The 21,597-nt window shown below is 59.8% G+C and carries 14 protein-coding genes and 3 pseudogenes; 7 read left to right on the forward strand and 10 right to left on the reverse strand.

Features of this window, described 5'->3' with window-relative positions:
* Nucleotides 1–159: 159 nt before the first annotated feature.
* Nucleotides 160–1,200, forward strand: a complete 1,041-nt coding sequence (locus GSQ76_RS16675) for a YhcG family protein (protein WP_158745249.1) — start codon at nucleotides 160–162, stop codon at nucleotides 1,198–1,200.
* Nucleotides 1,201–1,477: 277 nt separating this feature from the next.
* On the opposite strand, the gene GSQ76_RS32720 is transcribed toward GSQ76_RS16675, so the two are convergent.
* From GSQ76_RS32720 to GSQ76_RS16700, 4 genes and pseudogenes are all read right to left on the reverse strand, one after another.
* On the reverse strand, nucleotides 1,478–1,801 hold the full coding sequence (locus GSQ76_RS32720) for a DCL family protein (RefSeq protein ID WP_158745251.1): 324 nt from the start codon (nucleotides 1,799–1,801) through the stop codon (nucleotides 1,478–1,480).
* Nucleotides 1,802–1,925: 124 nt separating this feature from the next.
* A complete protein-coding gene (locus tag GSQ76_RS16685; protein WP_158745252.1) occupies nucleotides 1,926–4,568 on the reverse strand; it encodes a DEAD/DEAH box helicase in 2,643 nt (880 codons plus the stop codon).
* Nucleotides 4,565–5,530 carry a DUF1837 domain-containing protein gene (locus GSQ76_RS16690; RefSeq protein WP_158745254.1) on the reverse strand — a complete coding sequence of 322 codons (966 nt, stop codon included), beginning with the start codon at nucleotides 5,528–5,530 and terminating at the stop codon, nucleotides 4,565–4,567. Before GSQ76_RS16690 ends, GSQ76_RS16685 begins: the two co-directional genes overlap by 4 nt.
* A gap of 624 nt (nucleotides 5,531–6,154) precedes the next feature.
* A pseudogene (locus tag GSQ76_RS16700) lies at nucleotides 6,155–7,024 on the reverse strand (type IV secretory system conjugative DNA transfer family protein); the annotation flags it as partial.
* Between the two features lie 10 nt (nucleotides 7,025–7,034).
* On the opposite strand from GSQ76_RS16700, the gene GSQ76_RS16705 reads away from it, so the two are divergent.
* A complete protein-coding gene (locus tag GSQ76_RS16705) occupies nucleotides 7,035–8,231 on the forward strand; it encodes a hypothetical protein (RefSeq protein WP_216851100.1) in 1,197 nt (398 codons plus the stop codon).
* 4 nt (nucleotides 8,232–8,235) lie between these two features.
* On the opposite strand, the gene GSQ76_RS16710 is transcribed toward GSQ76_RS16705, so the two are convergent.
* Together GSQ76_RS16710 and GSQ76_RS16715 are read right to left on the reverse strand one after the other, a co-directional pair.
* Nucleotides 8,236–8,817: a hypothetical protein gene (locus GSQ76_RS16710; RefSeq protein ID WP_158745258.1), complete on the reverse strand. Its 582-nt coding sequence runs from the start codon at nucleotides 8,815–8,817 to the stop codon at nucleotides 8,236–8,238.
* Nucleotides 8,818–8,822: 5 nt separating this feature from the next.
* Entirely contained in the window at nucleotides 8,823–10,970 is a 2,148-nt protein-coding gene (locus GSQ76_RS16715; protein ID WP_216851101.1) for a helix-turn-helix transcriptional regulator, read from the reverse strand.
* A 280-nt stretch (nucleotides 10,971–11,250) separates the two neighbouring features.
* Between GSQ76_RS16715 and GSQ76_RS16720 the strand changes: the two genes are divergently transcribed.
* Genes GSQ76_RS16720 through GSQ76_RS16740 form a run of 5 tightly spaced genes read left to right on the forward strand, consistent with a single transcriptional unit; the run spans nucleotide 11,251 to nucleotide 18,136 of the window.
* Entirely contained in the window at nucleotides 11,251–11,499 is a 249-nt protein-coding gene (locus GSQ76_RS16720; protein ID WP_158745262.1) for a hypothetical protein, read from the forward strand.
* Nucleotides 11,492–13,975: an AAA family ATPase gene (locus tag GSQ76_RS16725; RefSeq protein WP_158745263.1), complete on the forward strand. Its 2,484-nt coding sequence runs from the start codon at nucleotides 11,492–11,494 to the stop codon at nucleotides 13,973–13,975. The genes GSQ76_RS16720 and GSQ76_RS16725 overlap by 8 nt, the downstream gene beginning before the upstream one ends.
* A gap of 24 nt (nucleotides 13,976–13,999) precedes the next feature.
* Nucleotides 14,000–16,612 carry an ATP-binding protein gene (locus GSQ76_RS16730; protein ID WP_158745265.1) on the forward strand — a complete coding sequence of 871 codons (2,613 nt, stop codon included), beginning with the start codon at nucleotides 14,000–14,002 and terminating at the stop codon, nucleotides 16,610–16,612.
* Nucleotides 16,599–17,321 (forward strand): DCL family protein, encoded by a 723-nt coding sequence (locus GSQ76_RS16735; protein ID WP_174247362.1) that lies wholly within the window; start codon nucleotides 16,599–16,601, stop codon nucleotides 17,319–17,321. The genes GSQ76_RS16730 and GSQ76_RS16735 overlap by 14 nt, the downstream gene beginning before the upstream one ends.
* Entirely contained in the window at nucleotides 17,318–18,136 is an 819-nt protein-coding gene (locus GSQ76_RS16740; RefSeq protein WP_158745267.1) for a hypothetical protein, read from the forward strand. Before GSQ76_RS16735 ends, GSQ76_RS16740 begins: the two co-directional genes overlap by 4 nt.
* A 264-nt stretch (nucleotides 18,137–18,400) precedes the next feature.
* On the opposite strand, the gene GSQ76_RS16745 is transcribed toward GSQ76_RS16740, so the two are convergent.
* The 4 genes and pseudogenes from GSQ76_RS16745 to GSQ76_RS16755 form a co-directional block, all read right to left on the reverse strand.
* Nucleotides 18,401–19,711 carry an ISL3 family transposase gene (locus GSQ76_RS16745; protein WP_254070453.1) on the reverse strand — a complete coding sequence of 437 codons (1,311 nt, stop codon included), beginning with the start codon at nucleotides 19,709–19,711 and terminating at the stop codon, nucleotides 18,401–18,403.
* A 74-nt stretch (nucleotides 19,712–19,785) separates the two neighbouring features.
* Nucleotides 19,786–20,007 (reverse strand): annotated as a pseudogene (locus tag GSQ76_RS32725) (hypothetical protein); the annotation flags it as partial.
* 118 nt (nucleotides 20,008–20,125) lie between these two features.
* Nucleotides 20,126–20,605, reverse strand: coding sequence for an HNH endonuclease domain-containing protein (locus GSQ76_RS32730; RefSeq protein ID WP_408836776.1), 480 nt, complete (start codon nucleotides 20,603–20,605; stop codon nucleotides 20,126–20,128).
* A 24-nt stretch (nucleotides 20,606–20,629) separates the two neighbouring features.
* Nucleotides 20,630–21,597, reverse strand: a pseudogene (locus GSQ76_RS16755) (hypothetical protein); the annotation flags it as partial.

The following is a 21,597-nucleotide window of genomic DNA, read 5'->3' on the forward strand; positions in this document are numbered from 1 at the left end:
TGAGAGTAAAGTGGCACCATTGTGAGTGCGCCCGCTCCGCAGCGGCATTGGCGAGATTTGCCCGTCAATTTGCCAACGGCCCGTTGGCAAATTGACCCGCCGGTCGATTGATTGATCGCCGTCTTACGTCGGCGCCGCTCGCCGGCCTAAGGTGAGTCAATGAGTGCCCCTCCGGTTCCCACCGGCTACCCTGCCTGGCTCGCCGATCTGAAGACGCAGATCCGCGAGGCGCGGCTGCGTGCTACCCTCGCCGTCAACAGTGAGCTCATTGGCCTCTACTGGCGCATCGGCCGCGACATCCTGGTAAGGCAAGCTGAACAAGGCTGGGGCAGCAAGATCGTCGGTCGCCTCGCCGTCGACCTGCGCGTCGCATTCCCCGACACCCGTGGCTTCTCCTCCGCCAACCTGCGCTACATGAAGGCTTTCGCCCAGGCTTGGCCTGATCCAGCGATGCTCCAACGGCTCGTTGGCAAATTGCCCTGGGGCCAGAATATCGAATTGCTCGCGGTCAAGGACCCGGCCGCGCGGCTATGGTACGCCGAGGCGACGCTCGAGCACGGCTGGAGCCGCCCCGTCCTTGGCGCGCAGATCGATACACAGGCGCACGCGCGACATGGCAAGGCGCTGACGAACTTCGCGCGTACGCTGCCGCCCGAGACCTCCGACCTCGCTCAGCAGGCGCTCAAGGATCCCTACCAATTCGACTTCCTGACACTACGGCAGGCCGCGCACGAGCGCGACGTGGAGCGCGGCCTGATAGCGCGCGTCAAGGACCTGCTGCTGGAGCTCGGCAAGGGCTTCTCGTTCATCGCCAGCCAGCATCACCTGGAGGTCGGCGGACAGGATTTCTACGTCGACCTCCTGTTCTACCATCGCCGGCTACGCTGCCTTGTGGCTGTCGACTTGAAGACAGGACCGTTCCGGCCGGAGCATGCCGGCAAGATGAATTTTTATCTCGCTGCGCTCGATGACACGGAGCGCGAACCGGGCGACAATCCCAGTATCGGCCTGATCCTCTGCCGCGAGCACAACCGGGTAGTCGTGGAGTACGCGCTCCGTGGCGTCGATGCCCCGATCGGCGTTGCCCGCTATCGTCTGCTGGCGCCAGAGACCCTCCCGGATGACCTTGCCAACGTGTTGCCGACCCAGGATGAACTGGCGCCCGGCATGCTACCGGCTGAGGAGACGGACGATGAATGATCGGCGCTTCTGCCCGGGCTGTGCGTCGCTCGGTGTAGAGGACGTATGGACATTGAGCCGGCTTAGTCGAACTATCGTTGTTCTTCGGTGATCAACCTTGCCAAGGTTGGGGTCGAGGGTTCGAATTCCTTCGCCCACTCCAGACTTTCTGAATGAAATCAAGAGGTCGAAAGCAGTCCTTCGGGACCGTTTTTGCTTAGAAGGCCCGGGGTCGGTGTCTGTGTGTCGGCGTGGAATTTTGGACGCTGATTGACAGTGGACGCAAATAAATGGCCAATCAATCGTATAGCTGTGGCTTTAAACAGTGGCCTATTGAAAAATCGATCTTCGACCCATCATTTCTAATTACCCAAAAGCATCTCTTCGAGAATTGCAAGACGTCCTTCGGCGGTGTGTTGACCTCAAATCCAGCGATCCCAGTTCTCGCCTTATCTTCAAATTCATCGTGACGATCGAGTAACGCAGATAGATCGGTTGCATCTTCATCGCTGACGCGGACCCCGATATCGTAACGGTTCAACATAGCAGTGAAGAATGCCGTCGCATCTCCAGCCTTATCAAAAGTTCGGGTACTGAGGATAATCCGCCGCGCCCTGCCCATCGCCAATCCCTTTTAAAACGGGTTTCGTGCTTGTTGATCAAACTCCGGCAGATCTATAGGCCTCCCCGTTGAGTCCTCTCGCAACAGCCAAACAACAGTGTTCAATGAACCGTAATATCTATATTCACTCTATATTTTGTCCTTCTGAAGCATTCGGTGACGAGGTCTCGCCAAGCAGCTTCTCGCGCAACTCTCGAACAATGATGACGGGAATACCTGCACTTGCCAAGGTGCTCGCATTAGCGCGCATCCAATCGCGGCACGCATCCTGATCAAGGCTATCTTGTGCTATCACCTCATACAGGGCAACGGCGCTCATCCTGGAAAGGCCTAGCTCCATGAGCGAAAGCAATGTTTGAGTCGAGATGCCGAATTCCAGGGCCAGCCCAATGTCGAAGCGCTCCTGAAGAAGGTCGGCACGCCCGATGTCATTAAGGTGGACCTTCAGGACATCTACATAGGCGGCGATGTACTTCGGTGCGGCGAACCGCGCGGTTTGTTCGACCATCTCCATAGTCTGGCGACAGACCTTCGGGACGTCGATGACCTTTCCGCCCCTGCGAAGATTCTCGATTCGGGTCTTGATCATTCGAGCGAGCGACCAACCGCGGAGCCAGCGCTGCACAGTAACGGCATGCCCGTAGATCAGCTTATCCGGCTTAAAGGCCGGATAGAGATGATCGTTGATCGTCTGCATAACGAACATCATTGACGTCACCGCCTCTTCGTCCTCAGTAGCTGCGGGAACCAGGTCTTCCGCATCGCCCGAATGCCGTCCGAAGAATTCGAGAAGGGATTGCATCGCAATGGCACTCACGCCCGGATGCCGTGAGACCAATGCCGGAGGCAATTGATTACCCTTGCATAGTTCAGTGAGCGCCTTGTCCAGGCTCGCTATGAAATCCGGATCGTGTCGCTTCGCGAATGCCGCATCGGCGACAGTGTCGGCTCGCAGGAATGTCGAAATCAAATAGGACGAGACCTGTTCGAGGTTGGAGTTTAGTCCCACCTCCTCCATCAACATGCCAGAGCGCCCTTTTAGAAAGCCGAGTATCTCATCCGGGGCCTCCATTACCGCGTCCGTCTCACGCTTAATTTCGTAGCGTGCACGTTTTGGCACGCCCTGCGGCCACGCCTCCTCGTCGTGAGGATCAATGCAGACGATCTTGCCCTGAAACTCGTCGCCCCATCGACCCGCACGACCGGCCAAATTCCAGAAGTCGTGCGCTAGCATGTGCTTGCCGCTCCCCTTCCTTGGGCCGCGAAGCACAATCATTCGGCATGAAAGATTAACACCCTCAATAAGGGTCGAGGTACAGACCAGGAACCGGATCTTGCCGGACTTAAAGAGCCGCTCGATTTCGGAACGCAGCAGCGACGGCATATTGCCGTAGTGAAATGCGACCCCTCGCTCAACGAGCGGCGCGAGCAGGTAGCCAGGGTGTACCCCCTTTCGAGAAAGGTCCGCAAGGGCCGCCAACTCGAGGTCGATCGCCCCCCGGGGGGCGCCCTGATTTAGGAGAAAGGCGATCTGCTCCGCTTCGACGGGCCCGTTGGCGTAGATTAGCGTGCCCGAACGTTGGCCCGTCAAGGCCTCGGCGATAAACGCAACCCTCTTCCGAAGCCCGCCTGGACGGTTTGCCAGGCTTAGGACACCCACGTTCTCAGGCTCGTCGTTACGACGGACTGCCAATTCGTATTTAGTGGTCTGGCGCCTGACCTGCTGGGCGAACAGGACGTTTTGAAGCACAGTTGGTGCATCGCTCTCGACAACCCGGCGGCCAACCGATGCCGGCGCGTCGTCGAGCAGGGTCCGTGGGTTCTGTGTCGCCGGACTGATAAAGACCGCCCGAACGTTCGGACTGGTCCTCATCACGCGCTCGATTGCATCCTGCAGGATCACCCCTCGCTTGCTATCACCGATCTTGTGGGCCTCGTCCACGAGCAATAGATCGATTGTCATCTCGTCGGCCAGCGCATTGGCGAACAGGTGCAGTCGCTCCTGGGTGAAGACAGCGATCAGCGGGGGGCCACCCTCTCGCATGGCCAGATACTGGTCGGTCAAAGGGAGTGAGCTGACCCGCATCTGATCGGCGTCGATGCCCGCACCTGCCAACATGCTCTTGAGGTTCGTCTCGGTCTCGCTCACCAGCGCGCGGGTCGGGGCAAGGTACACAACCATTCGAGCCCTCTTCGCCCGGACCTGGTCGAGCAACCATTGCAACACCAAGTAAGTCTTCCCGCACGCGGTCGGCGCCGAGGCGGATATCCAGCTGTGATCTTCTTGTGCGTCGGTCCAGAAGGATCGCTGGAAGGCGTTCACCTCCATGAGCCCGCCGTCTGCCTCAAACACTACTGAATTTTTGAGGCGGTTTCGCGTTAATTCCAGCCGAGCACCGACACCCAAGCGCGTGTCGAAATCCGTTCCTACCTCGCCCCTCCGCTGTGAGAGCGCAACTGCCAGTTTGTTGGAAAGCTGCTCGAACAGCAATGCTGCGGCATCCCGCGTCGGGCCACGCTCCGTCAACGTCATCGCGGAAGTCGCAATCAGCAGCGCCGCCTCGCGAGGGGATCGGCTCTCCGAGCGCGCCAGGATGCTGCCGGCGAGCAGCAACCGATTCCAGTCGATATTCATCACGGCCTTGCCGATGGCCTCGATCGGCTCCACGTTTTCGAGCTCTTGGAGCGCGTTAACCCTCGAGAGCAGGATAAGATCGCTGGCCACTCCCTCGGTGAGTAGCCAATCGATAAGTTCCTCTTCACTCATTTGGACAGACCCAAAGATGCCAGCACCGCGCTGCGAAAAGCGTCGGCGTCGGGAAGAGGTAGGCAGAGGAATTCTATCCGGCAATCGGTCAACTGCTCAAGGGCAAGCCGGTTCCCGACATTCTTAGACCACTGCTTTAGCGTCTCCCTAGACGCGTCGACGATGTCGTTCGCGCCACACTTCCCATCAGCGGCGGGGTAGCTATCGCTGTCAAAGCCAACCAAAGCGACTGCACGATACCGTTTCCTCTTCACGAGCGGGTCTGTCTGGTCGAAGAACCGACGCAGCGATGCATTGAGTTCGGGCTTCCCTAGATCGGCTCGCTCACTCAGCAGGACGAGGTCGCGTTCGCGCTTCGCCGCTTCCCCCTCTTCCTCGTCAAGGAACGGCTTCAACGAGCTTAGGCATTCGCGGATCGCCTTTGCCGCATCCGAGTGGATCTTTGACTCGCCCCAATATAGATTCAAAATGCCGTCCTCGTCGACGTCGGCATACACTCCGTCTGCGCCGTGGTAATGCACCTGCGCGCTGGTTTTGAGTGACATCTTGCAAAGTATCTGCGGCAAACCGAGGAAGCGCTCAGCAAGCAAGTATAGGAGGAGCTCACCACCCTCGCCGGACGTCTTCAGGTCGGTAAACGTCCCGAGTGCGCGATGGTAAAGTTCGACCGTGGCAGCGAACCCACCCTCTCGGTTGTCGCGCTCTCTGGCACGCTGACGAGCCTCATGCGGGATTGCATAGTCGATCACCGCAGTGCGAATGAATTCGGCGAGGCGGGCTACGCTCACACGCCCGTTGGCGTCTACCTTCAGGCAGTGGCAGTGAATTCGGACCTTGCATCCCGCGATCTCGAGATCACGCTCCACTAGATCGAGGTGAACCTCGAGCGTCTTGGGTTTGGAGGCGATTGCCTGACTGAAGTCTGCTAGCGACAGCGGCGCCAGCGAATCCGTTTCAGCCAAAACTACGCCCCCGTGTTACAAGCCGTATGACCACCTTTGCTTATCGACTATTCCGGTCGCCGGCCATCTCCATGTGTAAACGTGTCGCGTTCAGGAAATGATCCAATCCCGTCGCAGCTGTCAGTTTTTCCTCATCTGTAAGAATAAAGCCCGTAATCGAATCAGTGGCTTGCTCTTTTACCGCGAGAATAAGCAAGGGGTCTTTCCCTTAACGATGAGAACGTTCATAAGCATGGATGCTCCGATGGCTTGAAATCAGCCATGAAAACAGGGGATTACGATCTCCAAGAGGCATCCTATAGAGGATCCGGCGGACCTGGCCTGGAAAGGCGTAGAACGGGATAACTTCCTGCCAGGCGCGACGCCAGCTGTAAGTTTTCCTCAACTATGAGAATTAGATCTCCAGCTAAATCAAGGTCTTGCACTTTTACCACGAGAATGAGAAAAGGTCTTTTCCCTTAACGATGAGAGCCCATCATTGAGTTGGCCTGGCGTTCCGATAGCCGAAAATTGCCAAAGAACAAAAGGAGTTACAGATTCGAGAAAGGCTCCCTCAGCGTGGGAAGGCTGCGATATTCTCATAGTTGAGGGAAATCTGCTGCAAATCGGGCGGTTATCGCAGTTAAGGGACTCTGACAGCGGGAGCTGCATCACCTCGCCTGGCGTTAACAGCGGGCGCGCGGTCTCAGAGCGCGACACCATGAGATGCCCGAGCCACGGCGACAGCAGGCTCCCGGCATAGTTCTTCATAGCCTTCATCTCGGTCGCAGTGCCCAGCGCATCGCTGACGCGCTTGGCGGTCCGCTCGTCGTTGGCCGCGAAGCTGACCCGGACATGGCAGTTGTCGAGGATCGAGTTGTTGGGACCGTAGGCCTTCTCGATCTGGTTCAGCGACTGGGCGATGAGAAAGCTCTTGATGACGTAGCCGGCCATGAAGGCCAGCGCGGACTCGAAGAAGTCGAGGCGGCCGAGCGCCGGAAACTCGTCGAGCATCAAGAGGAGCCGGCGTCGCCCGGCCTTGGCCTGCAGGTCCTCCGTCAACCGCCGGCCGACCTGGTTGAGGATCAGGCGGATCAGCGGCTTGGTCCGGTTGATGTCGGACGGCGGCACGACGAGGTATAGTGTGGTCGGCCGGGCGCCGGCCACGATGTCACCGATCCGCCAGTCGCAGCGTCGCGTCACCTCGGCCACGACAGGATCCCGGTAGAGGCCGAGAAACGACATGGCTGTGCTCAGCACGCCGGACCGTTCGTTGCCGGACTTGTTCAGCAGCTCGCGCGCGGCGGAGGCGACGACAGGATGGACGCCGGCTTCGCCGAGATGCGGCGTCTGCATCATGGCCGAGAGCGTCGATTCGATCGGCCGCTTCGGATCGGACAGGAACGAGGCGACACCCGCGAGCGTCTTGTCCTCCTCGGCATAGAGGACGTGAAGAATCGCTCCGACCAGGGGGGCGTGGCTGGTCTTTTCCCAATGGTTCCGCTTCTCTAGGCTGCGCGACGACTTGTTGGAGCCGCTCGCCGACAGCGACTGTCGTCAGGCGTTTGTCTTTGTCGACGCGTGCGCGGAGAAATTTAGGGAAGGGCTCGAATCACGCGACGTAATTTCCAACCTCGACGCTGATGAGGTCGAGGAGTTTCTCGACAGTGGTTGGTATCTTGGGGTCTTCCTTTCCTGCTCGCCTGGCGAAAAGTCATATCCCGCCGCGCATCTCGGTCATGGTGTGTGGACCCATTTTGTCCTTGAGGCGATGTCGGGACGGGCAGATCGGGCTCTCACGCGAGATCGTTGGCTGACCGACGCCGGGCTGCGGGACTACTTAGGTGTCGAGGTCCCGCGGTTCATGACGCGTGAAATGCAAGTCCGCGGAACTCAGACCCCTCAGGCAGTTCTCTCGGGGTCGAACTCGTTTCGGACCCACCATATCCCAGAGCCGCCAGCGGCCCCCGCCGACGCCGCCCTGGCGGGTATCAGGTTGCGCAACAACAGCGAGTTCCTTGAGGGAGCTGAAACCGGAGCGATCCGCCAACTCGATGGCTTCAAACGCGGTTACCACAAGGTCCCGACTGACATAAACGACTCCGCTGAAGGCTGGTGTCATCGCCCACTTGCTGACCGCGGCGCCGAGGAGCTGCAGGAACTATATCAGCGCGCCCGGGCCGCGCTAAATGCGCGCCGAAAGGACCTACGCAAAGAGGAAGATGGCGGGTCTGGGGACCTGGACACCCCGGCGTTCCGATACTCGATTGAGACCGGGCAGAACCCCGAAGATCCTGCTGAGTACATCATCCGTCGTCGCCTGGAATTGCGGCAGGGATGGGCCGCTCATAGGGCCGCCATCGATGAGCTCTTCGGGAGCGAGTTTGACCGGCTTGTGATCGAGTTCGAAAGCATCGATGAGACTTTCGATGATTTCATAGAAAAGCTTGAAGACATTCGAGATGACCAGGGCGGAGAGGTCGACGACGACGATCGGAACCAGCGCGTCGCGAACGAGCGCGATAGCGTTACCTTTACCTTCGACCTGAAAAAGCGATGGCTGGAGATTTCGTTCGGCCAGTCGGGCGCGCTTGAGCTTGTCGATGCAGCGCAAAGGTTTCAGTTAGGAATTGGACGGCCAAGTCCTATGCTGGGGGCGCCCATTCACACCAGCGTGCCGTCACCGATCCGCGTCCCCGTGCCCAAGCGGCGGCGATCATAATCGGTCATTCATGCCAATCGAAGCATCCAGTCTCGGCGAGAAACACCCGAAGAATGCGATCTGATTTAAGAACGAGCTGACGGTCGCGGGGGTTCTGTGGGGATTTCTCACCATGAAACAGATTGCATCGCACCTGGTAGATCGTGCGCAACAACTGTTCCCATGAGGGCGTATCGCCTAGGAGCCATGCCAAGGGTTGCTGCTTGACATTGGCTGCTTGACAGGCCGCGGTCAGATCATCGTGCTGCAACCACCAAAGGGCGTCGCGGCCAAGCTTCTTGCGTACGTCGCGTACGTTCAGCACTGGCCACATCGCAGCAAAATCCGCAACAAGACGATGGAATGACCGAGAAGTATGCGTGAGCGCTATGTAGGCCTCGATGAGGCGAGTATTCGCGGCGAAAACCCGGATCATGTCGGCGTCAGTCTCCCGTTCGGTGACCGCCGCCATCCAGCCGTTGAAGGCCATCCAGATATTGACGAATGACATGAAGGCCGACCGCTGGCGATCCGCGTTCTCCATAAGATCCAAGACAAGATCCTTAGTCTCGGGCTCCATGACTCGGAAGTTGCTGAAATTCGTCATCGCCGTCACTCGTTGGATTGTACAGACGCAACCGGCGTCTCGGCGGTGAGGCCGGCAGCTCGGCGAACCGGCGCGATGAAACTGGTCTCCCAGGCTCGGGTGACGCGGCGGTCGAGCTCTTCCCGCAATTCGACGTTTTCCTCGAACCAGCCCCGCAGCTCTGCGGCAACCCTGTCGCGATAGCCGCCCATATTCGTACCATAGGCTGCCTCACAGCGATCCCAGAGGTCCTGCGCGCGCCCTAGGGGCTCGTGGTAGACCGCTGCGGCGTGATGCCGTGAAGCATTCACGAAATCGGCCTCCCACTGCGCCGCATTGGCGAGAATCTGGGCCAGAAAGCCATGTGCGCTGGCCAGCTCGGGATTGCCTTGGTCCGACTCGATAATCGCCGTCAGTCCGGCGATAACCTCGGACGAGCGAACCTTGGCCTCAGCCGCAGCGCCGTCGCCGAGATACTGAAAGACATCGAAGTTCCAGAAACGTCCAGCACGGCGCGTCGCCGCCCATACGGTGCGCGGGTGCAGGGTGGTGACCGCCGCAATCAATCGGTCATGAGCAGGCCGGCGTACGCCGCGCAGTGCATGGTGACGGTCAGCGAAGCGCTCTAGGTTACCGCCAACCGCCTGCATCGCCGCGAGGGCTTGGGCTTCCTGCCGGTTCGACAGCATCTGGTCGACTGCGGCAATCGTAGCGCGCGCCGCGTCGGCCTGGACCTTGCGGACCGATCCGATCTTGTCCAGCACGAAGGTCGTGAGATCGGCGGGATTGTCAGCGCTGGCGTCGAAAGCGAATGCCTCGACACCCTGCATCCCGATTTTCTGCAGAGCGTCCTCTACGTGGCCGAGCTTGATGTCGTAGCCTTGGGCGACGTCCTCGGCGCTCTCCCCCGAGTCATGACGCATGGATAGTGCATCGCCCGAGCGCGCCAGTGCGACAACTGCGACGCGGTTCAGCAGCGCAGAATCAGCGTCAGTTTCAGTGACATAAGTCAGGAGATTCTGAGCGCTTGGATCGGGCGCGCTCCCCCATTTCGAGCAGAGTAAAGTCACTGCGCGGTCGTTTTTGAGGTGAGCTAAGATGTCGGGGCGTACCGCGCTGCCGTCGACCCCTCGCGTATCCACCACTGCGATCGCCAGGCGGGCGCCGGGAACAAGGCTGAAGGGTACGGTTACGGTGATGAGCGCCGGGAGGGAGAAGTCATCATGCCGGCCGTTGTTGATCGCCGTGAAGGTCGATCGCAGCCACTGGCGTCCGGCTTTGGGATCGACGCCGTCGAAATCGATGGCGCGTCGGCTTCGGCGCCACAAGCTGAGGCGCGCGGCGAACTCTGCCGTTAGGTCATCGAGCTTTGGATATTGACGAGCGAGATCGGCGGCAGGGTCCAGGCCTGCGACCACGCCTTTGCGTGATCGAGGAGGCCGAGGCAACTTTGCCATGTTGCGCAGCGCACGTTCGACCTCTTCGGCCGGTTTGAAATCCGCCGACGAGGGTGAACTCTCACCGCCGAGCTTTTCGTGAACGCCCCGGCAAACCTCGGCGACAAGCTTGTAGACCTCCTCATCGGTGATGGGTTCGACCGTCAACGCAAAGCGCTCGCCGGTCTCAACGCGGACGTCACAGAGCGTCGTCCGCCCCCCGCCCGTGTCCAGCATCATCCCCTTGAGATCGGCGGCGGTAGCTGCGTCGATCACCAGGCCGGTCTGCCGGCAAGCGGCCGTCGTCTTGCCGACGCCGATCTCACCGACGTAGACGACGTCGTGGTCAAGGGCGAGGAGGTAGTGGCCTGCTTCCTCAAGCCGCTTTTCGAGAAGCTCCGCTTGACCCGCCAACACCGTCGGCACTTGTCCATCGGCTAGGAATGCGTGGATGCGGGCTAGCCCGCACTCGATCGCCACCAACACGTCGAGATCGGGGTGTCGCAGAGACGGCTGCGGCAAATGCAGCCACTCAACCTTCAGCAGATCCGCGAAAGAGCGTGCGCGAGGCGTACCCAGCGCTTCGAGAAATGACGTTATGTCGACGTCGTCGCCATCGCCGGCTTCGATACGGGAGACGCGCGTCTGATTGGCGCTCATACGTTCGGCGACTTGGCGCTGCGTCATGCCTGCAGCATCGCGGATTTCAGCGAGGATGGCACCAGTTTCCGTGTTCACCTTCAGCCTCCGACACATTCAGATTGACATTGAATATATTCCGGACTCTATTGAATGCAAGGTCGAAGGTTGTCGGACTGGTCCGGGTCTTCACCCGCGTCGTGTCGTTGTGAGAGGTCCGAAGCTCAGATGTCGCGGCTCCACCGAGCCAGAGTGGCGGTTCCTTCCGTGGATCGGGCCCGATGCCGTGATGGCAAAGGCCGAGCTTTGGTACGTGTCAGCACACGTCTGCTCTCGTTCGTGTTGTAGTATCGGGAAACAGAACAATAGGGAGGTGCGTATGGCGGACGCAGGAGAACAGAGGACGCCGGCGGCAGCCGAGGTGGAGACTCCCGCGGACTTCCTGGCGAACCTGGGCAACGCGCTTCGCGGAAAGGAGAATGTAGACGTCGGCCTGGCAGATATCCTTGCGAAACACCTACTTACTGCTTCGCCAGCCGTTGACGCGCTCTCGAAAGCCAAGGACGCCATCCTGAAACTCGCAGCCGAACGCGCCGACCCCCCAAATCCGGAGGCGGCCAATGGCTGACCCTTACTTCCTCCAGTCCTTGGTCCTTTCCGGGTTCCGCGCCTATCTCCAACCGAAGACGTTCGATTTCAGCAAGAAGCGTTGCCTGGCGATCTTCGCGCCTAACGGCAGCGGCAAATCCAGCGTTGTCGATGCGCTGGAATTCATGTTCTCCAAGGACGGAACGCTCGAAAGGCTCGGACAGCGCGCCATCAACAACCAGGCCGGCCCCGTGGCGCTGGCGCATAATCTGGCTGAGGAGGCGAAGATCGCGCCGGCGATCACGATGGGCGTCGTCTCGGGCAAGGATGCCGTGAATGGTAGCCGATCGGCGACAGGGGCGAAGCGGCCGATACCGGCAGTAGCCACGACTGTGAACGCCTGCTTCGCGGTGCCGCCGATCATTCGCGGGCACGCGCTGCGTACCTTCGTCGAAATCCATACGCCCGAACAACGCTACGCGGATGTCGCCAATTGGCTGCAACTCGGCCCGCTGGTCGAGGTTCAGAAGAATATTCGTGCGCTGCGCGCGCAGATAAAGGCTGCGGCCGAGGACGAGACGGCGCTGCAGCGCGTGGACACCCAGCTTGCCAGGGAGACGGCCCAGGTGGTGAAAGCCTGGGATTCGGCGGCGGTGCTTGCCCACGCCAATACGTCGGTCCTGGCGCCGCTCGATCCGGCGTTGGTGCTTACGGCGCTGGCGGCTAGTGATCTGGCCTATCTCGAACTGGAAGCGCGCGCCAAGGCCGAGGAGAACAAGATCGGACTCGCGGGCCTGCGTCAGATTCGCAATGCGGCAGCCGCCTTGTGGGCGGAGACGACGGACGCGGCGAGCGGTGAGATCGTCGTCATCGGCACGATTCCGACCTTCGGGGCGGCTGTCGCGACGCTGTCGGCGGCGGAGAGTAAGGAAACGGAAGAGCGCGGCAAGGCGGCGAGCACCGTGTTTCAGGCTTTGTGGAAAGCCGCAGAACCGCTTTTCGCCGAAGGCGGGCCGGCACCCATGGTTTGCCCGGTTTGTGCAACGCCCGTCGCGGACACGGCGGCAGGCAGCCCCGAGACGATCCGGACACATATCGCCAAGCATCTCGAAGAACTGGCCGACTACGCCGCCGCCAAGAAGGCACTCGACGAGGCCAGGACGGTGGCGACCAAGGCCCATACCCAATTGGTGGCGGCGCTGCCGGGGCTGATTGGCCTGCTTGGCAGCGGTGAGGCCGCGCTGAAAACCGATCTCATCTCGTATCAAGCGGGCATCGCCGGTTGGCCGCAGAGTGCAGTGCCGGCCTCGGCCGATATTGTCGCGGTGATCGTCAAGCTGCTCGCTACGGTCGATCAGGCCATTGTCGACATCGAGTTGAAGCAAGGTGACCACACCTATATCAAGGCCAAGGCGAAGATCGATCGGCTGCTGGAGCTGCAGGCCGAGCGCGATCTCGGGTTACGGACGCGCGACGAATTGGTGAAGCTCTCGGACGCCCTGACGGCGCAGGCAGCGACCATTTCGGCCGAAATCCGTAAGAAGGTCCAGGCGCTGCTCAACAAGCTTCAGACGCCGATGAACGACATCTATAAACTAGTCCAGGGGGCTGGCGCCACGCCGGTCCGGCTGGAATTGCCGGCAGAAGACGATACGAACCAGCAGCGACTCAATCTGCTGATCGATTTTGCCAAAAACCGAACCGGTGTGCAGCCCGGTGGCTATTTGAGCGATTCCCAGATTCATTCGCTAGCGCTGGCGCTGCGAATGGCGGCGATCAAGCAGTTCAACGCCGGCGCACCCATCATCGCACTGGACGACATCGTCACGTCCTATGACGCCGATCATCGCCGCACCATCGCCGGTCTCATCGCGAGCCGGTTCGGAGACTGCCAGATCCTGATCACCACTCATGACGAGCGGTTCTTCAACTACTTGAAGGACCAGCTTGAGGCGAAGACGTGGCACTTCACCCGGATCATTGGGCTCGACCCTGCCTATGGTCCACGTTTCGCTGACCACAAGGTCAGCGACGGGATGATCGAGGCGCGTTGGGCGGATGCCCAGTCGGCAGCCAACGAGATGCGCCAGGCCGAGGAGGAGTGGCTCCTGGGTATGTGCCGGGATTTCGGGGTTAGCGTGCGCATCCGGCCGCTGGAGAAGGCTTATTCATACGAGCGCAGCGAACTGGCCTTGGCGCTGGCCGGGTTGCTCAAGGACGCCAAGCTGGAGCCGACTTTAGTGCCGGGCGTCAACAATCGGTTTCTCGCGAGTTTAGCGAAGGGCGAGATCGAGAATTTCGGAAGCCATTTCCAGGATGGACCGTATGGCGACGGCTCGATCGGCGACGAGAAGGCGCGTTGGGAGGAATTCAAAGCCTTCCGGGCCCAGTTCACCTGCAAGAAATGCAACCGGACCAAATTCCAGAGACCCTTTACTCTGAAGAGACCCGTCTGCGCCCATGACGGCTGCGAGGCGCAATTCGAATTCGTTGTGCCAACGCTAGTAGCGCAGTAACCTTTTTTTCTCGTCGAGGATTATATGACTGTCAGCGGGCCAGATTTTCGTCAAACGTGGCTTTGGCGACAGGCGTTTTTAACTCCACGCTCGGATAGCACTACTGAAGAGCAGGAGTTCTTCAGGACACAATACCTATCGATTCGAGAACGCGCAGCGCAGCTCGTTTCTCGGATTGCAGTCGATTTGCCGGGGATGACCGTCCACGACATCAGCCACTTGGATGCTCTGTGGGATACGGCTTCTTCGGTTGCTGAGGGTGCGATCAACGTCAATCCAGCGGAGGCGTTTGTTCTCGGCGCGAGCATCCTTTTGCACGATGCCGCGATGAGCTTGGCGGCATACCCCGGTGGCTTGGCGGAAGTCAGGACAACGGTCGCATGGAAGGATGCTATCGCGCGCCTCGCATTGGCCTCAGAGGAAAGCGCCGGCGAGAAGTTTGATGTCGAAAACCCGCCAGACGCTATCGTGCAACGGATCGTCCCAGATGTCCTCCGTCGACTGCATGCAGAGCGCGCCCAAGAACTCGCCGAACAAGCGTGGCGCACTGCGGACGGGTCGCAGGTATATCTTGTTGAGGATTCGGATTTGCGCAGGTTCTATGGGCCGACAGTTGGTCAGGTCGCCCACAGTCACTGGTGGTCTGTACAAAAGCTCGAACAGGAATTTTCGGAAGATCTCGGCGCTCTTGCAAGTCGGACACTCAATCGGGTTGATAGGGTAAAGCTCGCTTGTCTGCTACGTATTGCAGATGCCTTGCACCTCGACAGCCGTCGCGCTCCAAGATTTCTTCGCGCGATCACGAATCCAAGTGGTATTTCAGCCCTCCACTGGTCGTTTCAGGAACGATTGGCTAGGCCGCATATTGAACTCGACGCCGTGGTGTTCACCACTGGCCAGCCTTTCGGGCGAGAGGACGCAGAAGCTTGGTGGCTGGCGTATGACACATTGAATGCTGTCGATCGCGAGCTTCGGGACGTTGATCTGCTCTTGCAAGGCCGCGGTCGTGAGGTCTTAAAGGCAAGACGGGTTAAAGGCGCAGGATCGCCGGAAATGCTTGCCCGCTCAGTCCAGACTCGGGGTTGGCGCCCGGTCGATGCCCGTCTTCAGGTTTCGGATGTTCCCCGCATCGTAGAAAACCTCGGCGGATCGAAGCTCTATGGCAATGATCCGACCGTCGCACTTCGCGAGCTGATTCAGAACGCGGCCGACGCGGTACAGGCCAGGCGAAAATATCAGAAGCGCGCCGCCGACTGGGGACTCATTACGGTCGGATTGCTCTCGGAAGGCAACCGGTTTTGGCTGGTTGTTGAGGACAACGGCATCGGCATGTCTGAACAGGTGCTCACCGGCCCGCTACTTGATTTCGGAACGTCGTTTTGGCGGTCTCCCCTCGCAATGGAGGAGTTTCCCGGGCTGATGGCCGCGGGGATGCATGCCATCGGCCGGTTTGGAATCGGATTCTTCTCAGTCTTCATGCTTGGGCCCGTTGTTCGCGTCTATTCGCGACGTTGCGACAAGGGACAAGAAACAAGCCGATTGTTGGAATTTCGTGGCGGCACAAGCGCGCGGCCAATTCTATCGCCTGTCCTCGGCGAGCCCGTGCCAATCGATGGCGGTACGCGCGTGGAGGTTTTGTTGAAAGACAATCCATTTCAGGCGGGCGGTCTTCTTTACATCAACTCTTATTCTAAGCGGACCATGCCATTGGCTGCGCTCGTAGGCGCGGTGGCTCCCAATCTCGACGTTACGATCGAGACCATGGTGAAAGAAGGCAGCCAACCGGTCGCGCGGCCGGGCGATTGGTTGAAAATCAGCGACTTCGATCTCATCCGTCGACTGAATCCAAACGTCGATCGCCCCGAAGCTGAGGCTCCAAAGGCGGATCGGGCGCTGATGCAGCCCATAGAAGGTGCTGACAATCAGGTGTTTGGACGGGCCTTCATTTCACCGTCGAGGTACTCGTATTCGGCAGACGGCGGCTGGGTGACCATTTCCGGACTGCGTGCTGGCAGGCTGCACAATGTCGAGGGTGTATTGCTCGGCGAGGCGGTGACCGCCGCCCGCGATGCGGCTCAACCACTCGCTACAAAGGAGGCGCTTGCGCGATGGGCGTCGAAGCAGGCCGAATTGATCGTAGAATCTGTAAAGGACGAAGAGCGTCAGGCGCGTTCAGCGGAAGTCGTGCTTGAGTGTGGTGGCAATATTGGAAACCTCAAGTTCGTCAAGTGGGGAACGGATTGGCTGACCACGGGTGAATTCCAGGACCGGCTTCGCTCCTCTACGGAAATTGCCGTCAGTTTTGATGGCGAGTTTGACTACGACGAGGAGCAAGATGATGTTCATCCCAAGGAGTTTCGTGAAGATTTTGAAGGTGCTGAAGATATAGCCTTGGTGCTCAAGCACGACGGCGGCATTTGGAGGGCCAATAATAGTAGCTGGCCGAGATCTGTCACCGGTCTGCCCAGATGGAGTGATTCGAACGTCGCCGCTTATGCCAGAGATCTTATCCGGCGAGCGTGGGGCGAGGCTCTCCAGGAGGACGAAGAGGACCGCGTTGTCGGCAAGGTTCGTTATTCCGATATCACCCGCCACGTGACGGTGTTTCGCGCTGCTGAAGAAGATGAGCCATTCTGATGGGGCGTTCCAAGCCCGTCGACTTGGCTACCCGCAGCTTCGAGAAGCAAGGCGACGCCACGGACTTCTTCAAGGCCATGTTGAACCGTACCGACCCGGCGAGAGGGTCAGAGACGAGGACGGCCTTGATGTCGCGGCCCTTCTCGAACGTCACACTGAATATGCTGCAAAGGTGGGCTGCGGCGTCAGCCACTTTCAGGTCATGATGACCGAGCACGGAACGCAATGTTTCCGGGTCATCCGTGCTGAAGGTAGCGGCACGGATTTCTCCTATCTGCATTGTATCGCGCAACGCGCGCCCAGCCGAAAGCAGGAGGTGAGCCAGGCCTTCCGGCGAGTAGCGAGGTTCGATCTTTATCGTGCGCGGGATACGTTCTTCGCGGCCCAGGTCGGCACCGATGGGCGTGTGTCCTGCGCCGTGACGGGCGAATGGGTGGCGTGCGACTCCGGTCACATGGACCATCGCCAGCCGATGACCTTCGAGGTCATTGTCACGACATTCCTCGCTGGACGAGGCATCGCGTTGGCAGATGTGCCGCTGACCGTTGGCCAGGACGATCAGGTCTCGCCGGAAGTCACCGACGAAGCGCTCGGCGAGGCGTTCCGCAGCTACCACACGGCAGTGGCGCGGCTGGATTTCGTGAAGGACACCGTCAACCTCGCGCAGGCCAGTCGCCACCGTTTGAAGCCGGGGCGCATCACGCTATGAGCTGGATGATTGAAGAAGATGACAAGCGCAGCCTGTCGCGTACGGTCGTTGACCTCGAATCTGTGGCGACGTGGCCTGCCGAACTGCTGGCGTATTTGGATGCGCATCACGAGGTGTTTCTCGATTGGGCGAACGGCCCTGTTCGCGTGGACGCGGCAACTTACGACCGAGCAATCTATGGACTGATCGATGCGGTGCAGCCTTACGCCATCGTTGGTTGGCATTGCACGCGTCTGACCGACCGGGAGAGCGCTGCAATTGGTAAGAGCGGCATGTCGTTGCCGGATGCTGCAATGCTGATCCGCCGCATCGATGCCGCGGTTGAGGAAGGGCTTTTGACCGCAGCCGTGGGTGAGCGGCTTAAGGCCAAGAATCAGGCTCACGAGCCCAATAGGGCCGGAATGGTCTGGTTCTGTTTCTTTCCGCCGCGCTTGGCCGGCGAAAGCGGTATCGGCGATTTGCTCCGGTTGTGGGGTGGCGAAGCGCTTTATAACTCGCACGATCGGCACCTGGAGACAGTGGCGGCTTTGCGTTACGTAGGGACGCCGTCGATCGTCGAGGCGGAGGTACCGATCGCTTTTCTCGAGCCGCATGGCGGATTGGCATTCAAGGTGGTGCGCCGATATTTGATCTCTCACGGATATGAAACGCGGGAGCCTTGCGAGCATGAGGATCGGGTGAAGCAACCACTGCCCGCGGGCTGTATCCGCCGGGTGGTGAGTTTTCCGACCACCGACTTCATGGTGCTGTCTGGCAGCGAGTCTTGGCGTGAATCGCTGATCCACCCTCGGAGAGGACACCCGGCGAATGGCTGAGCGACGTAGCGAGAGAAATAAAATGAATCGACTTTTCGGGGCTGCTCAGTCGGTGATGCAACTCGCGTAGCGTGTCGGAAATCCCGAGATTGCGTGCGGAAGGAGGTCGCGGCTGGCTAAACCAATCCCGCATGGCACGCTCTATCTCGATCCGCAGCTTGATGACCGACATCAACGGAAACTCGCGGGCTAGTTCCTCCAGGGTTGGGAGGTCCTGCTGAAGTAGCGGTGGTAAGTGTCAGTTTCCACTAAAGAGGCTCTGCGTCAGAGTTGGTGCAACGGCAGCATACGTGCCTGCAAGAGGTCGCGACTGGCCCAGCCATACATAGCGCGTTTCAGGGTTTTGAGGCGATTAATTTGCCCCTCAACTTGTCCACTACTCCATGGATAAGCAATAGCATTACGAACGGCATCTAGGTCGTGGTTTAGTGTCTTCGCAAAACGCTGCAGAGCGTAGATCCCCGACTGCATGGCGTCGGCCGTCCATCGGGAGAGGCCCTCGGGCTTACGGCTACGAAGCAACGCTCGAAACTGAAGAGATAGCCGGCGCATGATCCGAAATCCGGGCAAGGTGTCCTTCAGCAGGTCGAGTATGAGTAATTGGCGTTGGCTGAGCATCGGACGAGGTTTCATGCAAATTGCCGCCGCAACAAGGGCCGAGATTCTTGTGTTTGTCGTGGGGTCGACGGGAAGGACTAGCCTGCCACCGTTCGAGTGGTGGAACACAGGACCCGCCGTTCTCCAGGAGGATACATACTCTGCCAATCTGGAGCGGCAGCCCGTATAGCCAAGTCGCCGAACTTCATCCAACAACCACCGAATCTGCGTCACCCCCTCTGCCCACCGACGGGATAGATAGGAGTGATAGGAACTCGGACTCGCAGTTGTCGGGGCCATCTTGTTTCGCTCGGGTAGGTTATCAAGCCGGATCCATTTGTCGACGCGGTTTCGGCTCAACCCGGTGGCTCTCACGATAGACGAGGCCGTCCGCCCAATGGTGTAGAGGGTCTTCACATGATTGAACAGCTCAAGCATGGCGTGGCGGCCTTCCTGCGCAACGACTTCCTTCTGCTCGGCAATTTCTCCAACGATCGGTGGCGCCGAGACGGATCGAAGGGGAGCGTGGTGGCGGCTTAGTTGCTGCTCCAATCGCTCGCGCAGATTGTCGATCAAATGAAATCGGTCATCAACCTGTCGGGCTTGCGGAGCGCCCAAACGAGCGCCTTCTGCGTAAAGCCCGTATCGGTCACGGCAAACAATTTCCACGCTCGGATGCTGGCGCAGCCATTTCGCGACGCTGGCGGCTGATCGATCCGGTAGCACGTCCGCCACGGTGCGGGCCTCCAGATCGACCATGATGGTTCCGTAGCTCTGCCCTTTCGTCCAGGCCCAGTCATCAATGCCCACGACCCGTAGGGGTTTGGCGCCGATCGGCGGGCTACCGCGCGCTGCAGGTGTCGCAGGATAGTGTTGTCGCTTGCTATCATTCCGAGCTTTCCCAACAGTCGCTCGGCTGGCCGGAAGCCGGCACCGCGGCCGAAGGCCCCAAGAATCTCCACTAGCGGATGGCTCCATCGGGCATGCGGCTGCGCCAATTCGCCCAACCGCTCTGCGAAGATGCGACGTCTACAATCCGCGTCGCGGCATCGCCATCGCCCGGTAGTGATATTCAGGCGGACGGGGACGCCTTGGATGGGCATATCCCACAAGCGCCGTCCGTAATGGCTGTGACGAAACGTGGACAGTGTATTACAGACGGGGCAAGCAGGGCTCGATCGGCTCTCTGCGTGGATCACCCATTGGTCGGTCTCTCGCTCTATGTTCCTAATTTCTAGGTCGGATCTCGAAAGTCGAAGCTGTTTGTTGGGCATCAACGGAATCCGGGGTCGCGTTGCCGGATTCAAAAGGCGGGCTTGCACCAACTTTGACGCAGAACCTCATCAACGAAAACTCACAGCCATTGACCGATTGGATGCGCCCGTGCTGCTGTCAGGAACGCCATGCCCATTCAGGCACGCCTTGATTTTGTCGCAGTCGGACCCGCTGCAGTCCCAAGGCGGTATAAATAGTCTTGGAATCAGGGCTGCCCGATATCGTAATCCCAGGAAGACTTGCGACCGCCTCCGCCCTAAATCGGGCTGGAAGTATTGGATCGCCGGGCTGCAAGTAAGCGGCAGTCCACCACGTCGATATGCTGTCTTCTGCCGCGGTGAGGGCCTCGGCCGAGGGAAGACGGTCGCGCTTGCTGACCTGGTTTACCCGCCGATCAGTCGGCATCAAATTCCACAGATCGCTGCATGGCCACGCCGACCAAGGTAAGCAATGATCGACATCGAGATTATCGGCAGTCAGGCGCTTTCCGCTCCAGACGCAGTGAACGATGTGGCCTTCAGTCATAAGCGTTAGCGCTCGGGCCCGTGGGAAAGCGACGTCGCGCGCGGGGTCCGACCATGTCATAGCGGCGGCCATGGCGCCTATATCGATGCTCCTTTGCTAAGTGGTGGCGTAGCCCTGCATCAGTCGCATCCACTCAGTCAAAAGGGCCGGTTCAATCCATGCTGCAAAGCGCTGCATAGCAGTCCACAGGTGCCGTGGAACTCGCATTGAGCCGAAGGCCGCAAGGGTGTCGCGGCTAAGGGTTATGTCTGCCGCCTGGAGCGACGCCCTCGACCTGGTTGTTTCCAGGATGCGGCCCCCATTTGGGTAAGTTAAAAAGTTGGCCGGCATTCGGCAGACATGATCGCAAGCCTCTCTCAGGGCGCGAAAGACGGCCATCGCGGCTTCCCCGGCGAAGGTGGCGCCGATCCGCAGGTCTCGCTGGGTTGCAGCCCCATCGGTCAAAGCCTGCCATCCTGGCCCGGCGAAACCGAGCCCCTCGGCCCCATGGCGATTACCAGGGGTTTGCGGCAGATTCGAAGCGGTCAAAGGAATATAAAGCCGTAGCCAATAAAGCCCGATCAATCCCAATGGCAGGCGGATGTGGTCGTCACCATCTTCCTCGGCCAACCCGCCCGCCGCGTCAGCGGCCCGGCACAGCACGCGCAGCAGGCCGAGCTTGTAGGTAGCGCTCTTGGCGTCATTAAGCACCAGATGGCGGAGCAGTGGGAGGGCTCCAGTCCCGTCGTCCGGCAATCTCAAAACGACGTTCGTCCAGGAAATACCAGGCCGGCTTTGGAGGTCAGCCGAGGCAACCGACCGTAGCACCTGCATGCCCTGGGTTCGTGCGAGGTCCTCGACCTCGGCGAGGTTGACGGGATAGCCGCCCCTACCGTCATCCGGCCCGTTCCGGAGCGTCATGACCATCAGTCCACCGGATCGCATCAGGCCGACCAGTTTCCGAAAGGCACGAGGGCGATCGGCGGGAGGCACGTGCTGCCACACCGCGCTAAGTGATAGGACGTCGGCAGCGACACCCAACCGGGAGGTTGCGGGCAGGGCAGGGAGGCTGTCTGTGACCCATT

It is taken from the genome of Acidisphaera sp. L21 (assembly GCF_009765685.1).
Classification (GTDB): Bacteria; Pseudomonadota; Alphaproteobacteria; order Acetobacterales; family Acetobacteraceae; genus LMUY01.

Coding starts and splice junctions, on each gene's coding strand:
- GSQ76_RS32730 (WP_408836776.1), bottom strand. CDS start 20,605: ATGGCCGCCGCTATGACATGGTCGGACCCCGCGCGCGACGTCGCTTTC.
- GSQ76_RS16710 (WP_158745258.1), bottom strand. CDS start 8,817: ATGACGAATTTCAGCAACTTCCGAGTCATGGAGCCCGAGACTAAGGAT.
- GSQ76_RS16740 (WP_158745267.1), top strand. CDS start 17,318: ATGAGCTGGATGATTGAAGAAGATGACAAGCGCAGCCTGTCGCGTACG.
- GSQ76_RS16720 (WP_158745262.1), top strand. CDS start 11,251: ATGGCGGACGCAGGAGAACAGAGGACGCCGGCGGCAGCCGAGGTGGAG.
- GSQ76_RS16675 (WP_158745249.1), top strand. CDS start 160: ATGAGTGCCCCTCCGGTTCCCACCGGCTACCCTGCCTGGCTCGCCGAT.
- GSQ76_RS16725 (WP_158745263.1), top strand. CDS start 11,492: ATGGCTGACCCTTACTTCCTCCAGTCCTTGGTCCTTTCCGGGTTCCGC.
- GSQ76_RS16685 (WP_158745252.1), bottom strand. CDS start 4,568: ATGAGTGAAGAGGAACTTATCGATTGGCTACTCACCGAGGGAGTGGCC.
- GSQ76_RS16735 (WP_174247362.1), top strand. CDS start 16,599: ATGAGCCATTCTGATGGGGCGTTCCAAGCCCGTCGACTTGGCTACCCG.
- GSQ76_RS32720 (WP_158745251.1), bottom strand. CDS start 1,801: ATGGGCAGGGCGCGGCGGATTATCCTCAGTACCCGAACTTTTGATAAG.
- GSQ76_RS16745 (WP_254070453.1), bottom strand. CDS start 19,711: ATGGAGCCATCCGCTAGTGGAGATTCTTGGGGCCTTCGGCCGCGGTGC.
- GSQ76_RS16730 (WP_158745265.1), top strand. CDS start 14,000: ATGACTGTCAGCGGGCCAGATTTTCGTCAAACGTGGCTTTGGCGACAG.